The 18609-nt window shown below is 57.1% G+C and carries 12 protein-coding genes; 11 read left to right on the forward strand and 1 reads right to left on the reverse strand.

What is annotated here, in order from left to right; genetic code table 11:
- The first annotated feature begins 23 nt into the window (after positions 1-23).
- The 6 genes from GSQ62_RS15865 to GSQ62_RS15890 all read left to right on the forward strand — a co-directional run bounded on the left by GSQ62_RS15865 (position 24) and on the right by GSQ62_RS15890 (position 6193).
- Complete coding sequence (locus GSQ62_RS15865; RefSeq protein ID WP_161890411.1) at positions 24-1523, forward strand: GH3 auxin-responsive promoter family protein; 1500 nt, start codon at positions 24-26, stop codon at positions 1521-1523.
- A 63-nt stretch (positions 1524-1586) separates the two neighbouring features.
- Positions 1587-1982 carry a four helix bundle protein gene (locus GSQ62_RS15870; protein ID WP_161890412.1) on the forward strand — a complete coding sequence of 132 codons (396 nt, stop codon included), beginning with the start codon at positions 1587-1589 and terminating at the stop codon, positions 1980-1982.
- On the forward strand, positions 1979-3136 hold the full coding sequence (locus GSQ62_RS15875) for a 1-deoxy-D-xylulose-5-phosphate reductoisomerase (protein WP_161890413.1): 1158 nt from the start codon (positions 1979-1981) through the stop codon (positions 3134-3136). The genes GSQ62_RS15870 and GSQ62_RS15875 overlap by 4 nt, the downstream gene beginning before the upstream one ends.
- A gap of 73 nt (positions 3137-3209) precedes the next feature.
- Positions 3210-4523 carry an RIP metalloprotease RseP gene (gene rseP, locus GSQ62_RS15880; protein WP_161890414.1) on the forward strand — a complete coding sequence of 438 codons (1314 nt, stop codon included), beginning with the start codon at positions 3210-3212 and terminating at the stop codon, positions 4521-4523.
- Between the two features lie 14 nt (positions 4524-4537).
- Positions 4538-5680, forward strand: a complete 1143-nt coding sequence (locus tag GSQ62_RS15885; protein WP_161890415.1) for a LysM peptidoglycan-binding domain-containing protein — start codon at positions 4538-4540, stop codon at positions 5678-5680.
- Between the two features lie 6 nt (positions 5681-5686).
- Positions 5687-6193: a DUF6702 family protein gene (locus GSQ62_RS15890; RefSeq protein ID WP_161890416.1), complete on the forward strand. Its 507-nt coding sequence runs from the start codon at positions 5687-5689 to the stop codon at positions 6191-6193.
- A 427-nt stretch (positions 6194-6620) separates the two neighbouring features.
- Here GSQ62_RS15890 and GSQ62_RS15895 read toward each other — a convergent pair whose 3' ends face one another.
- Complete coding sequence (locus tag GSQ62_RS15895) at positions 6621-8597, reverse strand: OmpA family protein (RefSeq protein WP_161890417.1); 1977 nt, start codon at positions 8595-8597, stop codon at positions 6621-6623.
- Between the two features lie 226 nt (positions 8598-8823).
- Between GSQ62_RS15895 and lon the strand changes: the two genes are divergently transcribed.
- The 5 genes from lon to GSQ62_RS15920 all read left to right on the forward strand — a co-directional run bounded on the left by lon (position 8824) and on the right by GSQ62_RS15920 (position 18490).
- Positions 8824-11310 carry an endopeptidase La gene (lon, locus tag GSQ62_RS15900; RefSeq protein WP_161890418.1) on the forward strand — a complete coding sequence of 829 codons (2487 nt, stop codon included), beginning with the start codon at positions 8824-8826 and terminating at the stop codon, positions 11308-11310.
- A 171-nt stretch (positions 11311-11481) separates the two neighbouring features.
- A complete protein-coding gene (gene porQ / locus GSQ62_RS15905; RefSeq protein WP_161890419.1) occupies positions 11482-12528 on the forward strand; it encodes a type IX secretion system protein PorQ in 1047 nt (348 codons plus the stop codon).
- 65 nt (positions 12529-12593) lie between these two features.
- Positions 12594-13988 carry an ATP-dependent protease ATPase subunit HslU gene (gene hslU / locus GSQ62_RS15910; RefSeq protein WP_161890420.1) on the forward strand — a complete coding sequence of 465 codons (1395 nt, stop codon included), beginning with the start codon at positions 12594-12596 and terminating at the stop codon, positions 13986-13988.
- Positions 13989-14435: 447 nt separating this feature from the next.
- The gene (locus tag GSQ62_RS15915; RefSeq protein ID WP_161890421.1) at positions 14436-17549 is read left to right on the forward strand and encodes a PVC-type heme-binding CxxCH protein; all 3114 of its coding nucleotides are present in this window, start codon (positions 14436-14438) and stop codon (positions 17547-17549) included.
- Between the two features lie 56 nt (positions 17550-17605).
- Positions 17606-18490, forward strand: coding sequence for a hydroxypyruvate isomerase family protein (locus tag GSQ62_RS15920; RefSeq protein WP_161890422.1), 885 nt, complete (start codon positions 17606-17608; stop codon positions 18488-18490).
- Positions 18491-18609 lie beyond the last annotated feature (119 nt).

Genomic DNA, 18609 nt, shown 5'->3' on the forward strand with positions numbered 1-18609 from the left:
TACCAGACACTAAAACGGGATGTATGGGTGTAAAAGCGTTGTTGAGCAGGCCCTTGGCTGCCTTTGTGCATAAAAAGCACCAAAGTTGGGTAGAAAACCCGGTGGCGGCCCAGCAAGCCATCTTCAGGCATATTCTGAGCAAGGCGCAGCACACCCGCTTCGGCCGCGACCACGGTTTTTCGGCAATAAAATCGCACGCAGACTTTGTGAAAGCCGTGCCGGTGCGCGACTATGAGGGGCTGGTGGGCTACTTTAAGCAGGTGAAGGAGGGGCAGAAGAATGTGCTGTGGCCAGGCAGGCCGCTGTACCTGGCCAAAACTTCGGGCACCACCTCCGGCACCAAGTACATCCCCATCACCCACGACTCCATCCCGAACCACATCAACGGCGCCCGCGACGCCCTGTTGGCCTATATTTACGAAACCGGCCGTTCCGCTTTCCTGGACGGGAAGCTGATCTTCCTCTCCGGCAGCCCGGAACTGACGGAAGTGGGCGGCATCAAAACCGGCCGCCTGTCGGGCATCGCGAATCACCACGTGCCCGGCTACCTGCGCACCAACCAGCTGCCCAGCTACCAGACCAACTGCATCGAGGACTGGGAGACCAAGCTGGACCAGATCATCGAGGAGACCATCGATCAGGACATGACCCTGATCTCGGGCATCCCGCCCTGGGTGCAGATGTACTTCGACAAGCTGCGGCAGCAGACAGGCAAGCAGATAAAGGACATCTTCCCGCACTTCCAGCTGTTTGTATATGGCGGCGTGAACTTCGAGCCGTACCGCAAAAAACTGTTCGAGTCCATTGGCAAACAAGTAGACTCTATCGAGCTTTTTCCGGCATCGGAAGGCTTCTTTGCCTATCAGGACAAGCAGGATGACAGTGGCTTGCTGCTCTTGCTCAACGCGGGCATCTTCTACGAGTTTATACCGGTGGAAGAGTACTTCAGCGAAAACCCGACCCGCCTGACCATTGGGGAGGTGGAGGTGGGCATGAATTATGCGCTTGTCATCAGCAGCAACGCCGGCCTCTGGGGCTACTCCATCGGCGACACCGTAAAGTTTAGCTCCGTAAAGCCGTACAAACTAGTGGTGAGCGGCCGCATCAAGCATTTTATATCGGCTTTTGGCGAGCACGTGATAGGGGAGGAGGTAGAGAAGGCGATGAAGCTGACCATGGCCAAATTCCCGCTTGTAGAGCTGATTGAGTTTACGGTGGCCCCTTATGTGAGCCAAAGCCACGGGGCCTCGTACCACGAGTGGCTGGTGGAGTTCGCCCGTCCGCCGCTGAACCCGGATACCTTCGCGAAGGAACTGGACGAGCAGTTGCAGAAGCTGAACACCTACTACGATGACCTGATAAAGGGCAACATTCTGCAGCCGCTTCGCATCACGCCACTGCGCACAGGCGCTTTCCGCGACTATATGAAGTCGCAGGGCAAACTGGGCGGCCAGAACAAGGTGCCGCGCCTTAGCAACGACCGCCAGCTGGCCTCCGGCCTGCTGGCAATTACGAATTCCTGATTTAGAGTTCCGAATTCCGAGTTCCTGGTTCCGAGTTGGGATATGGGATAAATATATAAATGAATGGGGAAGAGTATAGTTGCAGCCAAGTCTTGTGATTTTGCCGTTCGGATCGTGAAGATGTATCAGCATTTATCTGCCGATAAAGAGGAATTTATACTGCCGAGGCAGGTATTGAGGAGCGGAACATCTGTGGGAGCGAATGTGCAGGAGGCAACCGGCGGACAATCAACATCTGATTTCATACATAAGCTAAGCATTGCCAGAAAGGAAGCCAGAGAAACATCATACTGGCTTCGGCTGTTGCACGATACTGGCTACCTGCAACAAAAGCAATTTGAAAGTATATATGCTGATTGTCAGGAACTGGAGAAAATATTGAAAAGCATCATATTAACGAGCCAAGGGAAGACCAGAACAACCCGGAACCCGGAACTCGGAACTCGTAATTCACAATGAGAAGAATCGCCCTATTAGGCTCCACGGGCTCCATTGGCACGCAGGCGCTGGACGTGATAAAAGCCAACCCCGACAGCTTTGAGCTGGAGGTGCTCACGGCCCACAGCAACGCCGACCTGCTGGTGCGGCAGGCGCTGGAGTTCAGACCCAATGCCGTGGTCATCTCCCGCGAAGACCTGTACGGGCAGGTGCGCGACGCATTGCAACACGAGGATATAAAGGTATATGCCGGCTCCAACGCGCTGTGCTCGGTGGTGGAAATGGGCACCGTGGACATGGTGCTCACCGCCATGGTGGGCTACGCCGGGCTGCAGCCCACCATCCGCGCCATAAAAGCTGGCAAGCAAATTGCCCTGGCCAACAAGGAGACGCTGGTAGTGGCCGGGCAGCTGATTACGGGGCTGGCAAAGGAGCATGGCGTGAACATATACCCCGTGGACTCGGAGCACAGCGCCATATTCCAGTGCCTGGCGGGCGAATTTCACAACCCGATCGAGAAAATCATACTGACGGCCTCGGGCGGTCCGTTTAGAGGACGCACCACGGCAGAGCTGGCGCAGGTAACGAAGGCGCAGGCCCTGAAGCACCCGAACTGGGACATGGGCGCCAAGATCACCATCGACTCGGCTTCGCTGATGAACAAGGGGCTGGAGGTGATTGAGGCCAAGTGGCTGTTCGGGCTGCGCAACGAGCAGATTGAGGTGGTGGTGCATCCGCAGTCCATCGTACACTCGCTGGTGCAGTTCGAGGACGGCTCCATCAAGGCGCAACTCGGCCTGCCGGATATGAAACTGCCGATACAGTACGCCCTGGGCTACCCGCAGCGCCTGAAGTCGGCGTTCCCGAGGTTCAGCTTCCTGGACTATCCGCAGCTGACCTTTGAGCAGCCGGACCTGAAGACCTTCCGGAACCTGCAGATTGCCTACGGGGCCATGGAGCGGGGTGGTAACATGCCCTGTGTGCTAAATGCCGCCAACGAGGTGGCCGTCAGTGCCTTCCTCCACGATGAAGTGGGCTTCCTGCAGATGTCGGATATCATTGAAAGCTGTATGGCGAAAGTTGCGTATATTGCGAATCCTTCTTACGAGGACTATGTGGAGACGGACAGGGAGACAAGAGTGCAGGCTGCGGGGTTAATTGGCCGCAGTGCTTAAATCAAGTGGTATATGAGCCTGTTGCTGCAAAGCCTGCAGGCAAATCAAAGCATTTTCAAATTTTCTTTTTTAGATGGATGTAATTGTAATGGTGGGCCAGCTCATACTGGGCCTGACGATACTGGTAGGGCTACATGAGTTGGGGCACATGCTGGCCGCCAAATGGTTTGGGATGCGGGTCGAGAAATACGCCATTGGCTTCCCGCCCAAACTGTTCGGCAAAAAGATAGGGGAGACGGAGTATATGCTGGGCCTCATACCCCTGGGCGGCTTCGTGAAGATTTCCGGCATGGTGGATGAGTCCATGGACACGGAGGCGCTGAAAGAGGAGCCAAAGCCCTGGGAGTTCAGGTCCAAGCCCGCCTGGCAGCGCCTGATCGTGATGATGGGCGGCATCATCGTCAACGTCATCACCGGCATTGTCATCTTTATCGCACTCACCTACCACTACGGCGAGCAGTATATACCGGCCGAGGAATTGAAGTACGGCATCGTGGCCAACGAGGTAGGCAGGGAAATCGGGTTCCAGACCGGCGACAAAGTGGTGGCCGTGAACGGGAAGAAGCTGGAGCGCTTCGACGAAATCCGGTCGATGGAGGCCCTGCTGGGCAGCAATGCCTATTACACCGTGGAGCGCAACGGCAAGCTGGTGGATATACAGGTGCCCGTGGACCTGATGGACAAGATGGCGGACAACGAGGGGGACGCCTTTTTTGTGGAGCCGCGCGTGCCGTTCAAGGTGGGGGATGTGGTGGCAAACAGCGCCGCCGATAAGGCAGGCCTGCAGGAGGGCGACATCATCACCAAAGTAAATGGGCAGGGCGTGCAGTTCTTCCATGAGTTTCAGCAGGCCATGCAGCAAAACAAAGGCAGGTCCGTAGCCATGACCGTGAAGCGCGACGACAAACTCATCAAGCTGAAAACGGAGGTAAGCGAGGACGGTACCATCGGCTTCCACTCCGTGCCGCTGCTGGAGTTCGCCACCCGCGACTATTCCCTGACGGAGTCTATCCCGGAGGGAACGGAGCAGGCTTTCAACGTGATTGCCGCCAACGTGAAGGGCTTCGGCAAGATTTTCCGGGGTGAGGTGTCCGCCTCCAAGTCGTTAAGCGGCCCGATCGGAATTGCACAGATTTTCGGCGACACGTTCAACTGGTATAAGTTCTGGACCATCACGGGCATGCTGTCCATGGTGCTGGCCTTCATGAACTTCCTGCCCATACCGGCGCTGGATGGCGGGCACGTGGTTTTCCTGACGTACGAGATGATCAGCGGGCGCAAACCCTCCGATAACTTTTTAGAGAACGCCCAGAAAGTGGGAATGGTTATATTGCTTGGCTTGATGGCTTTCGCTATCTTTAACGACGTGTTCAAGCTGATCTTTTAACCCAAGGTTTCCCAATGAAATCCCCTTTTAGCCAATCCCTTACAAGCTTAATCGTACTTTTTTTTCTTGCCTTTACCGCCGCCGGGACGGCACCAGCCGCACCGGACTTATATATAAACCCGCACGCTGTGGCCTCCCCCGGCGACAGCGTGTACGTGGTGCAGCAGGGCGACACCTACTACAGCCTGTCGCGCCGCTTCAGCATCCCGCTGGACTCGCTGCAAAAGTGGAACAACAACACCCTGCAGATAGGCCAGACACTGTACCTGGCGCGGCAGCCCAAGCCTGCCGAAAATAGCACTGCTTCCGCGGCTGCACAGCCTGCCGATCAGCCGGCGCCAGCCTCCCGGCAAGTTGAGCCGCAGGCAAAGGCTGCTACTGCTGTTGCCGCCGCGCCGCGGGCCGCAGAAAGCACCTCCGCGTCCCCGGTGCCAGCCCCCGGCCCCGCCGCTCTCAAAACCAGGAGCCGCATCCTCGTCATCCCCTTCGACCCCTATCTGTACTTCTCCGACGCCGACTACGAGATTGCGCGCCAGTCGCATATACCGCGGCAGAACGTGCGCCACGTGTTCCGGGGCAGGCTGAACGCCATGCTGGCGCCGAAAGGCTATGAAACCATCCACCTGCTGGGCGGCGTGTACCGCGACAGCGTGAGCGAGCTGAGCCGTATATATAAATCGCTCAGCTACAGCTATCAGGACAACAAGCAGTCGCGCTACAACCACCAGCCCGTGGTGAAGGAGGAAGAGAAAGGGGCTGTGGCCTGGGTGCTGCGCCAGAAGGAAAAGATGGGGATGGGCGAGGAGCCGGAGAAGGTGTCGGTGGCGCAGGACCCTACCAAGCACTTCGGCGTGAAGGTGAAAGACCCGAACTTCTTCACCTACTTCAACGGCCAGTACGGCATCGATTACTACGTTTTCATCAACCAGTTTGAGGTGAAAACCATATATGAAAACTGCCTGGACAGGGCGGCACAGAACTATCAGCGCGATTTTCTGGTTCATTACTCTATATATGACAGTAATGGCGAGCTGGTGTCCGGCAACAAGGTGAAGGTGCCTTACCAATCCAACATCAACGACGTGCAGCGCATCGTGAGCGACAACATGCCCAATATGGCGCAGCGCGTACTGGCCGACCTGCCCGCCACGAAATAAGAACCTATGCTATCTAAACTTCTGACGGGCGTGCTGCTGTTCGCGGCCCTGCTGGCCGCGCAGCCAGCCAGCGCCCACGATTACCACGCCAGCATCACCGACGTGGCGTATAACCCACGCACCCAAAGCCTGGAGGTGGCCGTGAAAGTGTTCATGGACGACCTGGAGGACGCGCTGTCGCGCCAGGCAAAATCCAACATCACGTACAGCAGCAGTTCCGTGGCCGTAAAGGAGCAGTTGTCTGATTACCTCCAATCCACGCTCTCGTTCGGGTTGGAGAAAGGCAAGCCGCTGAAGGCAAAGCTGCTGGGCTCGGAGGCGGACGCTGATGTGGTGTGGCTGTATGTGGAGGTGCCGGTGCAGCAGGCGGCCCTGACACAGCTATATATCAAAAACGCCATCCTGACCGATCTGTTCACAGACCAGATGAACATCGTGAACGTGAACTACAAAGGCAAGACCGAGAGTGTGCTGCTGCAGCCCGGCGAGGTGACAAAAAAGCTGACCTTTTAGGGGCGGCTATATAGGGCCATATATAGCCAGACGCCATGCCGCTTCAGTGGCATGGCGTCTGGCTGTTCCGTCATCATCAACTCTTGTGTGGCTGCAGTATATATAACCGCCTCTTCCCAAAGAAGTAACTGATATCTTCCTCCATTGGGTTTCTCGCATACCCGTGTGCAAGTACATTCGAACCACCCCTGCCCCTCCTTGTCCAAGGAGGGGAGCTTTTCCTTACTGCTTCACCATTCTTCCTCATAGCAAATGCCTGATTAGATATAAATGCACATGATGTATTTATTTTAAAAACTATATCATCATCTATAGTCTTGAAAGTTAGCAGATAGAAGTAGACTCCCCTCCTTGGACAAGGAGGGGCAGGGGTGGTTGGACAGATACGCAAAATCCATTTGATACTGGCACAAGCAGCAGCAGCCCGCTACCGGTTATTCTTCTTCGGTTTGATAATGGTGAACTCCACGCGGCGGTTCATGCGGCGGTCCTCGTCGGTCTTCTCCTCCCGCAGCGGCTTCTGGCTGCCGTAGCCGATGGCGTCGATGCGGTCGCCTGGAATGTTTAACTTGCGCTCTATGTACTGTTTGATGGCATTTGCCCGGTCCTGCGAAAGCGAGAGGTTGAACTCGGGGTTTCCCAGGCCGTCGGTGTGGCCCGCGATCTCCAGCCGGTAGGTGGGGTGGTCGATCAGGAACAGCGCTACCTCATCCAGCACCGGCTCCATCCCCGCCTTAATCGTCGACTGGTTCTCGTCAAACTCGATGTTCTGGAACACAAGCGGGATGCTGTAGTCGATCACCGTTGTCATCACCTGAAACGACGTGTCCTGTTGCAGCGACAGCTCCCGCTCAATGGTGAAGAAGTCCGGGCTCTGGATCAAAATCATATAGCGCGTGTTGTCGATCAGGTCGAACTCGAAGGAGCCGTCCGGGCGGATGTACCGGGAGGAGATTTCCACGCCGTTGTCCATGTCGATGATGGAGATAATGCCCGACAGCGGCTTTTGGGTAACTGAGTCGGTGAGCGTGCCCTCTACTTTGGTAACGGCCAGCGGGTGGGCCTCCATGGGCAGCGGAAACGAGTACAGGTCAAGGTTGTTGAGGTCGTCGGGTTCGGAGCGGGCGTAGTAGAGGTTTTTGGAGGCGGCGTCGATGGTGAAGTAGTACTCGCTGCCGCGCCCGTTCACCAGCGGCCCGATGTTGCGCGGCTCCTGCCAGTGGCCCTGCACCTTGTAGGTTTTATAGATGTCGAAGTCGCCGAAGTTATAGAGCTGGCCCCGCGAGCTGAAGTACAGCACCTGGTAGAGCGGGTGGAAGAACGGGCTCACCTCACTCTCGCGCGTGTTCACCACCGGGCCCAGGTTCTGCGCCCGCGCCCAGTTGCCGCCTTTCGTTTTATGGGTGAAGTATATATCCGACAGGCCAAAGCCGCCCAGGCGGTCTGAGGCGAAGTAGAGTGTGTCTTCGTTGCGGGAGAGCGTGGGCTGCGAGTCCCAGGCCTCGGAGTTCACGTTTGCTCCCAGGTTGGTGATGCCGCCCCACGAGCCGTCCGCCTGCAGCGTGGCTTTATATAGGTCGCAGTTGCCCATGCCGTCCGGCGCCTCGCACCGGGCGAAGTACAGGGTCTGGCCGTCGCGGCTCAGGCAGGCGGAGCCCTCGTTGTAGATGCTGTTGATGGGCTTCCCGAACGACTGCACCTCCTCCCAGAAACCGTTGTTCTGTTTGCTGTAAAACAGATCCTCGTTTACCCGCGTCTCCATGCCCTGATAGTTCACGTTTCGCTTCGAGGTATATATAAGCCGCTGGCTTTCGTCATTCAGGGTGGGGCCGTAGTCGGCGTAGTCGGAGTTGATGGCGCTGCCCATGTTCACGTACACGCCTCTGGGCGGCTTAAACGTGGCGATGGACTTGCGGTACTCCACCAGCTCGTAATAATAATCGAGCGGCACGTAGTAGTCTGTGGTGTTCTTGTCCAGCGAGTCGTAGTGCGAGGTGACCTCCCGCACGTCGGAGCGGTGGTGCTTGAGCACGAGGCGGTAGAGCGCCTTGGCTTTCTCCGTGTCGCCCTGCCGCTCGTAGAGCTGGCCCAGGCGCCAGAGCAGGTGCGTGTCTTTGTAAAAATTCTGGATGCCGAAGTTTTGTACATACCGCTCCAGCAGTGGCAGCGCCTGCTTGTATTTTCCGCGCTTTTCCAGTTTTTGTATCGCCGCCAGCCGCCTGGGCTCGTGATAGTAAGGTATTTTATTTAAATTGGGGAAATCGGGTTGATAGACAGGATCGGGGATTTGTTTGTGTACCTTCAGGCCGGCGGGGGAGGCACGCTTGTACTGCTGCCCCTGGCTCTGAAAAGGGCCATAAAGCAGTAGCAGCAAGTATATAGCCAGCAGGAAAGGTCGCTTCATCAGTCTAACAGGTTTGCCCCGGGTGCCAAAGATATTAAATCTACGATATAATTGGAGACGGCGGCGCAACCCGTATTCAATTTTAAGGTAAAGGTAAGGCGCTTTCCCTGCGGAAGCACAAATCTCCTGCCACGCTTGCCTTGGCACAAGAGTTGACATTATAACTGCGGAACAGAAAAACGGGGGACACATTGTGTTTTTCTGTCATTATGGCATTAATCTATATATGAACCAAACATTCAAGCATTTTCTACACAACCTGTTACTAAGCGGAATTTCTGACGACGAGGAGAGCGAGCTCATCCCGGTAATCACAGCAGACATTGAGGATGACGTAAAGACGGAGGACCTGCCCGACGAGCTGCCGATACTGGCGGTGCGCAACACGGTGCTTTTTCCGGGGGTGGTGCTGCCCATCACGGTCAGCCGGAAGAAGTCGGTGAAACTGGTGCGCAAGGCCCACACCGGCGATAAGATTGTGGGCGTGGTGGCGCAGAAGAACACCAGCAGCGACGATCCGTCCGGAGAAGACCTCTATCCTGTAGGCACCGTAGCCAAGATCCTCAAGATGCTGGTGCTGCCCGACGGCAATACCACCATCATCATCCAGGGCCAGAGCCGCTTCCGCATCGACGAGATAAAACGCGAGGACCCTTACCTGACAGCCAGGGTGAGCCTGTGCGAGGAAACGCCGCTGGACAGAAAGAACAGGCAGGTGAAGGCGCTGGTGCAGTCGCTGAAGGACGCGGCGGGCAAGATGCTGAAGCTGAACCCGGAGATTCCGCAGGAGGCGCAGGTGGCCCTTGACAACATCGACAGCCCCAGCTTCCTGACGCACTTCCTGTCGAGCAACCTGAACGTGGAGGTGGCCCAGAAGCAGGCGCTGCTGGAGGTGAACGACAGCACCGAGCGCGGCACCCAGTTGCTGGAACTGATGCTCCGCGAAATCCAGATGCTGGAGCTGAAGCAGGAAATCCACTCCAAGGTACACACCGACATCGACCAGCAGCAACGCGACTATTTCCTGCGGCAGCAGATCAAGGTGCTGCAGGACGAGCTGGGGCAGGAGGGACCCGACCAGGAGATAGAGCGTTTCCGGGAGCGGGCGAAGAAGAAGAAATGGGCCGAGCCGGTGGCGAAGCACTTCCAGAAGGAGATAGAGAAGCTGGCCCGCCTCAACTCGCAGGCGGCCGAGTACCCCGTGGCGGTGAACTACCTCGAGTTCCTGCTCGACCTGCCCTGGAACGAGTTCACCAAAGACAACTTCAACCTGAAGCGCACCAAAAAGATTCTGGACGCCGACCATTATGGCCTGGAGAAGGTGAAGGAGCGGATTCTGGAGTACCTGGCCGTGCTGAAGCTGAAGAACGATATGAAAGCGCCCATCCTGTGCCTGTACGGACCTCCGGGCGTCGGTAAAACCTCATTGGGCCGCTCCGTCGCCAAGGCGCTGGGCCGTAACTATGTGCGCATGTCGCTGGGCGGCGTGCGCGATGAGGCCGAGATACGGGGCCATCGGCGCACCTACGTGGGCGCCATGCCGGGAAAGATCATCAGCCAGATAAAGAAAACCGGTTCTTCCAACCCGGTCATTATCCTGGATGAGATCGACAAGCTGGCCTCCGATTTTAGGGGAGACCCGGCCTCCGCGCTGCTGGAGGTGCTGGACCCGGAGCAGAACCACACCTTCATGGACAATTACCTGGACGTGGAGTACGACCTTTCGAAGGTGCTATTCATTGCCACCGCCAACTCCCTCGATACCATCCAGCCCGCCCTGCGCGACCGCATGGAGATCATCGAGATTACGGGTTATACCCTGGAGGAGAAAGCGGAAATTGCCAAGCGCCACCTCGTGCCCAAGCAACTGAAGGAGCACGGCCTGGAGCCGGATGACGTGAAGGTGCCAAAGCAGACGCTCCATAAACTGATTGACGATTATACCCGCGAGTCCGGGGTCAGGAACCTGGAGCGGAAAATCGGACAACTGGTGCGCAATACAGCCAAGCAGAAGGCGATGGAGGAGGAGTTCGCCAAAACCATCAAACCAGAAGATGTGACCAAAATTCTTGGCTCCGAGATTTTTGACCGGGATATATACCAGGACATCGACACGGCGGGCGTGGTAACCGGCCTGGCCTGGACCTCGGTGGGCGGCGATATCCTGTTTATCGAGTCTATCCTGAGCCGGGGCAAGGGCAAACTCACCTTATCGGGCCAGTTGGGGGATGTGATGAAGGAGTCGGCGATGACGGCTATATCTTACCTGAAAGCGCACGCCGACCTGCTCGATATCGATTACCGCCTGTTCGACCAGTACGACCTGCACATCCACTTCCCGGAAGGTGCAGTTCCGAAAGACGGTCCGTCGGCCGGTATTGCCATTTTTACGTCTATTGCCTCTGTGTTCACGCAGCGCAAGGTGAAGTCGCGGCTGGCGATGACGGGTGAGATAACACTGCGCGGCAAGGTGCTGCCGGTGGGCGGCATCAAAGAAAAAATACTGGCGGCCAAACGTGCCGGCATCATCGACATTATCCTTTGTCAGAAAAACAAGAAAGATATCAACGAGATACCGGCGCACTATATAAAAGGCCTGCACATCCATTATGTGGACCGCGTGGATGACGTGGTGAAGATCGCGTTGCTGAAAGAGAAGGTGAAAAATCCGCTGAAGCTGACGGTGCGGGAGGAAAAAATTCTGGATGAGTGAGGAAAGAATTGTGAATGAGTGGTTGAGTGAATGTGTGAATGGTACTGGGTAGAATCTATATCGCTGAATAAGAAGCCCCATTGTACAAGGGCAGTTCAAACGCTGTATTTTTAAGATTCGCTCATTCACTCAACCACTCATTCAAAATTACTCTAAATAGCTTCAAGAAGCATGAGTCTACACAAGCCCCTGCTAACCTTTCTGCTACTCAGCTTAACGCTGGCGGCGCAGGCGCAGGTGGGCGGGCAGCGGGGCTTCACGTTTCTGGAGTTGCCGAACAGCGCAAAGCAGGCAGCTTTGGGCGGCGTCAACGTGACGGCGGGGGCGCACGATGTGAGCATGGTGGCAGCCAACCCAGCCTTGCTGCATGCGGAAATGGACCACCAGCTTTCGCTGAGCTATATAGGCTACCTGGCCGATATAAAACAAAGCAGTGTGGCCTATGCCTTCAACACAGCGAAACATGGGCGCTGGGCGGCGGGCATCAATTACCTCAACTACGGGGATTTTGTGCAGCGCGACGCCACCGGGGCTGTTGAAGGCAGCTTCACCGTAAATGACTATATGTTGAGCCTGACGCACGCCCGGCATGTGGAGGCTTTTACGTTAGGAGCCACGGCCAAAGTAGCGGTATCGAGTATGGCGGGCAGTCAGGCGGTAGGGCTGCTGGCCGATGCCGGCGTTGCTTTCAAGCATCCGGAGAAAGACCTGACGGTGGGGCTCGCGTTTAAGAACATGGGATACCATGTGAAGCCATATGAGGGTGGCGATCGGCAGCCGATGCCCTTCGATGCGCAGTTAGGCATCAGCTACAAGCCGGAGCATATGCCCGTGCGGCTGTCGCTCACGGCGCACCGCCTCTACCAGTTCGACATCGTGTACCTCGACCCGAACGCGCCGGGGCAGCTGGATGAGAACGGAAACGAGGTGAAGGAAGAGAAGAAGCTGGCTGATAAAATAGCGCGGCATTTTGTACTGGGGGCTGAATTCATCTTCAGCAAAAACTTTCAGGTGCGGGCAGGCTACAATCACCTGCGCCGCCGCGAGCTGCGCCTCGACACCGCATCGGGCGGGGCCGGTTTCTCACTGGGGGCCATGCTGCGGGTGCGGGCGTTCGAGCTGAGTTATGGCAGCGCCTTTTTTCACCCTTCTGGTGCCACGCACTACATCACCCTCAGCACCAACACCCAAACGATCCTGAAAAAGAAAAGTATTTGATAACACGGCGGGCCGCAGGCTGTTTTAGCTGCAAGGCCCCTATATAAATTAAAAGAAGAAAGAGCATGTTAGACAATATAGAACACTTGACCCCGGCCCAGATTGTGGCGGAGCTGGATAAATACATCATCGGGCAGCACGACGCCAAGCGCAACGTAGCCATCGCGCTGCGCAACCGCTGGCGCCGGATGAATGCCGCAGAGAGTATCCGAAGCGAGATAGTACCGAACAACATCCTGATGATAGGGGCGACTGGCGTGGGTAAAACAGAGATTGCCCGTCGCCTGGCCAAAATCGCCGATGCGCCCTTCACCAAGGTAGAGGCCTCTAAATTTACCGAGGTGGGCTACGTGGGCCGCGACGTGGAGAGCATGGTGCGCGACCTGGTGGAGCAGTCGGTGAACATGGTGAAGCAGAAGAAGAAGGAGGAAGTGAAGGCGCGGGCCGCTGAACTGGTGGAGGACGTGATTCTGGATGCGCTGATACCGCCGATCCAGGGCAGAACCAGCACGCCTGTCTCCTACACCTCAGACCCCAGCAAGATGCCGGACTCGGACTATGAACTGAACGAGCGCACCCGCGAGAAATTCAGGGAGAAAATCCGCAACGGCGAACTGGAAGACCGCAAGATTGAAATACGGGTGCAGCAGAGCGCCATGCCGGGTGTAGGCACGCTGGCGCCGGGCATGGACGAGGCCTCGATGATGAACATCCAGGAGATGATCAGCGGGATGATGCCCAAGAAAACCAAGAAGCGCAAAGTCACGATTGCCGAAGCCCGTAAGATTCTGCTGGAGGAGGAGGCTGCCAAACTCATCGATATGGACGAGGTGAAGGAAGAAGCTATCTTTAAGGCCGAGAACTCAGGCGTGATATTTATAGACGAGATCGACAAGGTTGCCAGTTCCAGCAAGAAAGGTGGCAGCGGGCCCGATGTAAGCCGCGAGGGGGTGCAGCGCGACCTGCTCCCGATTGTGGAAGGCTCGTCGGTGAACACCAAGTACGGCATCATCAACACCGACCATATCCTGTTCATTGCCGCCGGGGCGTTCCACGTGGCCAAGCCATCCGATCTGATCCCGGAGTTGCAGGGCCGCTTCCCGATTCGTGTGGAACTGAGCAGCCTGACAAAGGACGACTTCTACCAGATCCTGAAGTTCCCGAAGAATGCCCTGACGAAACAGTACGAGGCGCTGCTGTCGGCGGAAGATGTGGAACTGACCTTCAACGACGAGGCCCTGGACGAAATCGCCTCCATCGCCTTTGAGGTTAACTCGGAGGTGGAAAACATCGGAGCCCGCCGCCTGCACACGGTCATGAGCCGCCTGCTGAACGACTTCCTGTTTGACGTGCCGGATAAGATCAGCGCCAACGCCCACATCGTCATCACGCGCGAAACAGTGCAGGAAAAACTTGCTGGCATGGTGAAGAACCGCGACCTGAGCCAGTACATATTGTAGTTTGGGAGTTGGAGAGTTAGAAAGTTGAAGTGGTGTAGGCCTGATAAGTGTGGCGATCAGGACCTGCCATATGTAGCCTCGTTACTGGGGAGATATTTTAAAAGCTGGCGTTTCTGTTTTGGCAGAGGCGCCAGCTTTTTATTTTGAGGGGTGGCAGGTTATATCTGTTATATGCAGTTTCGCTTCCTGTGCAGCCGTATCCTGTGCCCGCGTCCCCTGCCGTAGCACCATCCCCTTAAATATTTGCTTTTGCTTGTGAGTTAGCATTAAAATAACAATATTAAGTGTTGATTGAACACTGTTGAATTGTTTATATTCCGGGAAGCTTCATTGGGGACACTTCTGAAGCCAAAACCGGGTTTTCATAGCCTTGCGCAGTTACAGAAGATCGATTTATATATGCCCTTCGGGCCTGCATTACAAAAGAATAACTATCAACCTCACTCCATGAAAAGAAAAATACAAACAGGGGCCTTCCTGATGAGCGTGCTGGCGCTTGCCTCGTGCAGCGACACGAAGCAGGTGGCCATACAGGAGCCAACGCAGACCACAGCCGAACGGGACTCGCTCTACAGCCAGTTGTCGGATGAGCAAAAAAGGCTGCCGGAGAACGCCCTGCTGGGCCTGGAGGCCGCCGAGGGGCTTAAGGTGGAGCTTTTCGCCTCCGAGCCCATGATAGGCAACCCCACCAACATCGACGTGGATGCCAAAGGCCGCGTGTGGATGGCGGAGGCTTTCAACTACCGTCCCGAGCTCAACCCGGGCAATCCCCAGCGCGAGGAAGGGGACCGCATCCTGATTCTGGAGGACCTGAATGCGGACGGCAAAGCCGATACAGCCAAGGTGTTTTACCAGGGCACCGACATCAATGCCGCCCTCGGGGTGGCAGTACTGGGCAACAAGGTCATCGTGTCCAGCAGCCCGAACGTGTTTATGTTCACCGATACAAACGGAGACGACGTGGCGGACAAGAAAGAGGTGCTTTACTCCGGCCTGGGCGGTGAGCAGCACGACCACGCCATCCACTCCTTCACCTTCGGCCCGGACGGCAAGCTGTACTTCAACTTCGGCAACGAGGGGCAGCAGATAATGGACGCCAAAGGCAAACCTATTGTTGATATGGACGGCAAGGTGGTAAACAACAGCGGAAAGCCCTACCGCCAGGGGATGATTTTCCGGGTGAACCCCGACGGAACTGAGTTTGAGGTGCTGGCCCACAACTTCCGCAACAACTACGAGGCCGCCGTGGACTCCTACGGCACGCTGTGGCAGTCCGACAACGACGACGACGGAAACCAGGGTGTGCGCATCAACTACGTGATGGAGTTCGGCAATTACGGCTACACCGACGAGATGACCGGCGCCGGGTGGCGCTCCCGTCGCACCAACATGGAAAAAGAGATACCACTGCAGCACTGGCACCTGAACGACCCCGGCGTTGTGCCGAACCTGCTGCAGACAGGCGCAGGCTCGCCAACGGGCATGGTCATATATGAGGGCACGCTGTTGCCGGAGGTATACCACAACCAGATGATTCACACCGACGCGGGTCCGAACACTGTGCGGTCCTACCCTGTGACAAAAGACGGTGCCGGGTATAAGGCTGAGATGGTGCCGCTGGTGGAGGGCGTGCGCGACCAGTGGTTCCGCCCCTCGGACCTGAGCGTGGCCCCGGACGGTTCTATTTTTGTGTCAGACTGGTACGACCCGGGTGTGGGCGGACACCAGATGGCGGACATGAACAGGGGCCGCATCTACAGGATAGCCCCTCCCGGAACCCCTTATAAAACACCGGAGCTGGACCTCTCCTCGCCGAAGAGTGCGGTGGAGGCGCTGCAGAACCCGAACCTTGCCACGCGCTACCTGGCCTGGACCAAACTGCATGAGTGGGGCGCGAAGGCAGAGCCCGCGCTGCAGAAGCTGTGGAAGTCGGAAAACGAGCGGATGCGGGCACGGGCGCTGTGGCTGCTGGCGAAAATCGACGGCAAAAGCGATGCCTATATACAGCAGGCGCTGAAGGACGAGAACCCGGACATCCGCATCACGGGCCTTCGCATTGCCCGCCAGGAGGCAGACAACATCATCCCCTACGTGAAGCAGGTGGTGAACGACCAAAGCCCGCAGGTGCGCCGCGAGGCCGCCATTGCACTCCGCCACAACAAGTCGCCGGAGGCACCGGCGCTGTGGGCGCAGCTGGCGCAGCAGTACGACGGCAGGGACCGCTGGTACCTGGAGGCCCTGGGCATCGGGGCCGACGAGCAGTGGGACAAATTCTTGACGGCATATCAGGAGAAGGCAGGAAACGACCTGACAGGCAAAGCGAGCCAGGATATTGTGTGGCGCTCCAGAACCGGCCTTGCGCTGCCCTATCTTGCCAAGTATATCACGGACGCCAGTACCTCGTCGGCGGACAGGGCGAAGTTTTTCAGGGCCTTTGACTTTATAGACGACCCAGCCAAGAACGAAACGCTGCTGGCGCTGCTGGATTACCAGGGCCCGCACAAATCGGAGGTGTCGCAGCTTGCCCTGAACCATATAAGCCCCGAGAGCCTGGCCAGGTCGCCGAAGGCAAAGGCAGCCCTGGACAGGACGCTGGCGGAACTGAAGGGGACGCGGGAATTCGTGGACCTGGTGAGCCGCTACAAACTCAACAACCAGAATAAGGCCCTCCTGCAGCTGGCGCTCGCCCACCCCGACAGCAGCCTGGGCGTGGAGGCCACGCGGCTGCTGCTGAGGTCCGGAGCCAATGACCTGCTGAAGAAAACCATCAACAGCGACAACGAGGAAGAGGCAACGGCCATGCTGGCGGCGCTGAGCCGCGTGGGCAGCAACGAGTCCATGGACCTGATTCAGTCTGTGATGATGGACAAGAAGGGAGACATGACCACGCGGAAAGCGGCCGTAAAGGCGCTCGGCACAGGCTGGAGCGGGGAAGAGCGCCTGATGTTCGTGGTGCGGGACGGGAAGCTTCCGGAGGAACTGGAGCCGACAGCGGCGGTGACGCTTGCCGGGGCCATGCGCACCGGCATACGCGATGAGGCCCTGAAGTACCTGGACGTGGCCAGCACCACCACGACAGGCAAGCCGCTGCCGCCTATCAGCGAATTGACGAAGCGCTCGGGCTCCGTGGTGAACGGCAAAAAGGTGTTTCTGCAAACCTGCGGCGTGTGCCATCAGGTAGGGAAGGAAGGCTCCAGCTTCGGGCCCGCCCTCACCCAGATCGGAAGCAAGCTCACCAAAGACGCGCTGTACGTGTCCATCCTCCACCCGGACGCGGGCATCAGCTTTGGGTATGAGGGATACATCATCAAGCTGAAGGACGGAACGGAGACGGCCGGCATCATTGCCAGCGAGACGGAGGACGAGCTGGAACTGGTGAGCCCCGGCGGCATGAAGAGCCGCTACGACAAATCCCAGATAGCCTCCAGAACACAAATGGAAAACTCCATCATGCCGGCCAACCTGCAGCAGGCGATGTCGGAGCAGGACCTGGTGGATCTGGTGGAGTACCTGTATTCCCTTAAGAAGCAGGAAGGGGAGGCCACCGCGGCTGGCAAATAGGCGGATGCTCGTTCCCTGTGAAGTATATATAGCGAATTCCAAAAAGAAACATCAGCATGAAAAACCACTATAACCGGCGCGCGGCGCTGAAGAACCTGGCAGGCGGGGCAGCAGTCGTGGCCTCGGCTATGCTGCTGCCGGAGCCGCTGAGGGCCGCCGGGCTGAAAGAGTTTAGGCTCAAAGGAAACATCAACCACTCCGTTTGCAAGTGGTGCTACCAGGATATTCCGCTGGAGGACCTGTGCAAGGCCGCCAAAGGCATCGGCCTGTCGTCGATAGAACTGCTGGGTCCGGATGACTGGCCTACTTTAAAGAAATATGGGCTAACCTGCGCCATGGCCTGGGGAGCGGAGAAAAGCCTGACGGAGGGATTTAACGAGCCGAAGTACCACGACGAGCTGGTGACCCGCTACGAGGCGATGATCCCGAAGGTGGCGGCTGCCGGGCATGACAACCTGATCTGCTTCTCGGGCAACCGCAACGGCATGGACGACGAGCAGGGCATGAAGAACTGCGCCGCTGGCCTGAAACGGCTGATGAAAACGGCGGAGAAGCATAAGGTGACGCTGTCGATGGAGCTGCTCAACAGCAAGGTCAATCACAAGGACTATATGTGCGACCACACCGAGTGGGGCGTTGAGCTGGCGAAGATGATTGGCTCAGACCGGTTTAAGCTGCTCTACGACATCTACCATATGCAGATCATGGAAGGCGACGTAATCCGCACGATTCAGGCAAGTCATCCCTATATATCGCATTACCACACGGGCGGCGTGCCCGGCCGCAATGAGATAGACGAGACGCAGGAGCTGTATTATCCCGCCATCATGCGCGCGATTCTGGCAACCGGCTACAAAGGGTTCGTGGGTCAGGAGTTCATCCCGGCCTCCGGGGAGCCGCTCGCCTCGCTGAAGGAGAGCGTGGTGATCTGCGACGTGTGAGCCATATATAAAATACGACTGCCCAGTAGTGAAACAGGTGGAGCGGCGGCATTATCCTATATAGGATAATGCCGCCGCTCCACCTGTTTATATATTTATATATGGCAAGGTGAGGGTTT

The sequence above is a fragment of the Pontibacter russatus genome, from assembly GCF_009931655.1.
Taxonomy (GTDB): domain Bacteria; phylum Bacteroidota; class Bacteroidia; order Cytophagales; family Hymenobacteraceae; genus Pontibacter; species Pontibacter russatus.

Bases quoted from the DNA above. Each gene is read 5' to 3' on its own strand.
- hslU (WP_161890420.1), top strand. From the start codon at position 12,594: ATGTTAGACAATATAGAACACTTGACCCCGGCCCAGATTGTGGCGGAG.
- GSQ62_RS15915 (WP_161890421.1), top strand. From the start codon at position 14,436: ATGAAAAGAAAAATACAAACAGGGGCCTTCCTGATGAGCGTGCTGGCG.
- GSQ62_RS15865 (WP_161890411.1), top strand. From the start codon at position 24: ATGGGTGTAAAAGCGTTGTTGAGCAGGCCCTTGGCTGCCTTTGTGCAT.
- lon (WP_161890418.1), top strand. From the start codon at position 8,824: ATGAACCAAACATTCAAGCATTTTCTACACAACCTGTTACTAAGCGGA.
- GSQ62_RS15895 (WP_161890417.1), bottom strand. From the start codon at position 8,597: ATGAAGCGACCTTTCCTGCTGGCTATATACTTGCTGCTACTGCTTTAT.
- porQ (WP_161890419.1), top strand. From the start codon at position 11,482: ATGAGTCTACACAAGCCCCTGCTAACCTTTCTGCTACTCAGCTTAACG.
- GSQ62_RS15875 (WP_161890413.1), top strand. From the start codon at position 1,979: ATGAGAAGAATCGCCCTATTAGGCTCCACGGGCTCCATTGGCACGCAG.
- GSQ62_RS15920 (WP_161890422.1), top strand. From the start codon at position 17,606: ATGAAAAACCACTATAACCGGCGCGCGGCGCTGAAGAACCTGGCAGGC.
- rseP (WP_161890414.1), top strand. From the start codon at position 3,210: ATGGATGTAATTGTAATGGTGGGCCAGCTCATACTGGGCCTGACGATA.
- GSQ62_RS15885 (WP_161890415.1), top strand. From the start codon at position 4,538: ATGAAATCCCCTTTTAGCCAATCCCTTACAAGCTTAATCGTACTTTTT.
- GSQ62_RS15890 (WP_161890416.1), top strand. From the start codon at position 5,687: ATGCTATCTAAACTTCTGACGGGCGTGCTGCTGTTCGCGGCCCTGCTG.
- GSQ62_RS15870 (WP_161890412.1), top strand. From the start codon at position 1,587: ATGGGGAAGAGTATAGTTGCAGCCAAGTCTTGTGATTTTGCCGTTCGG.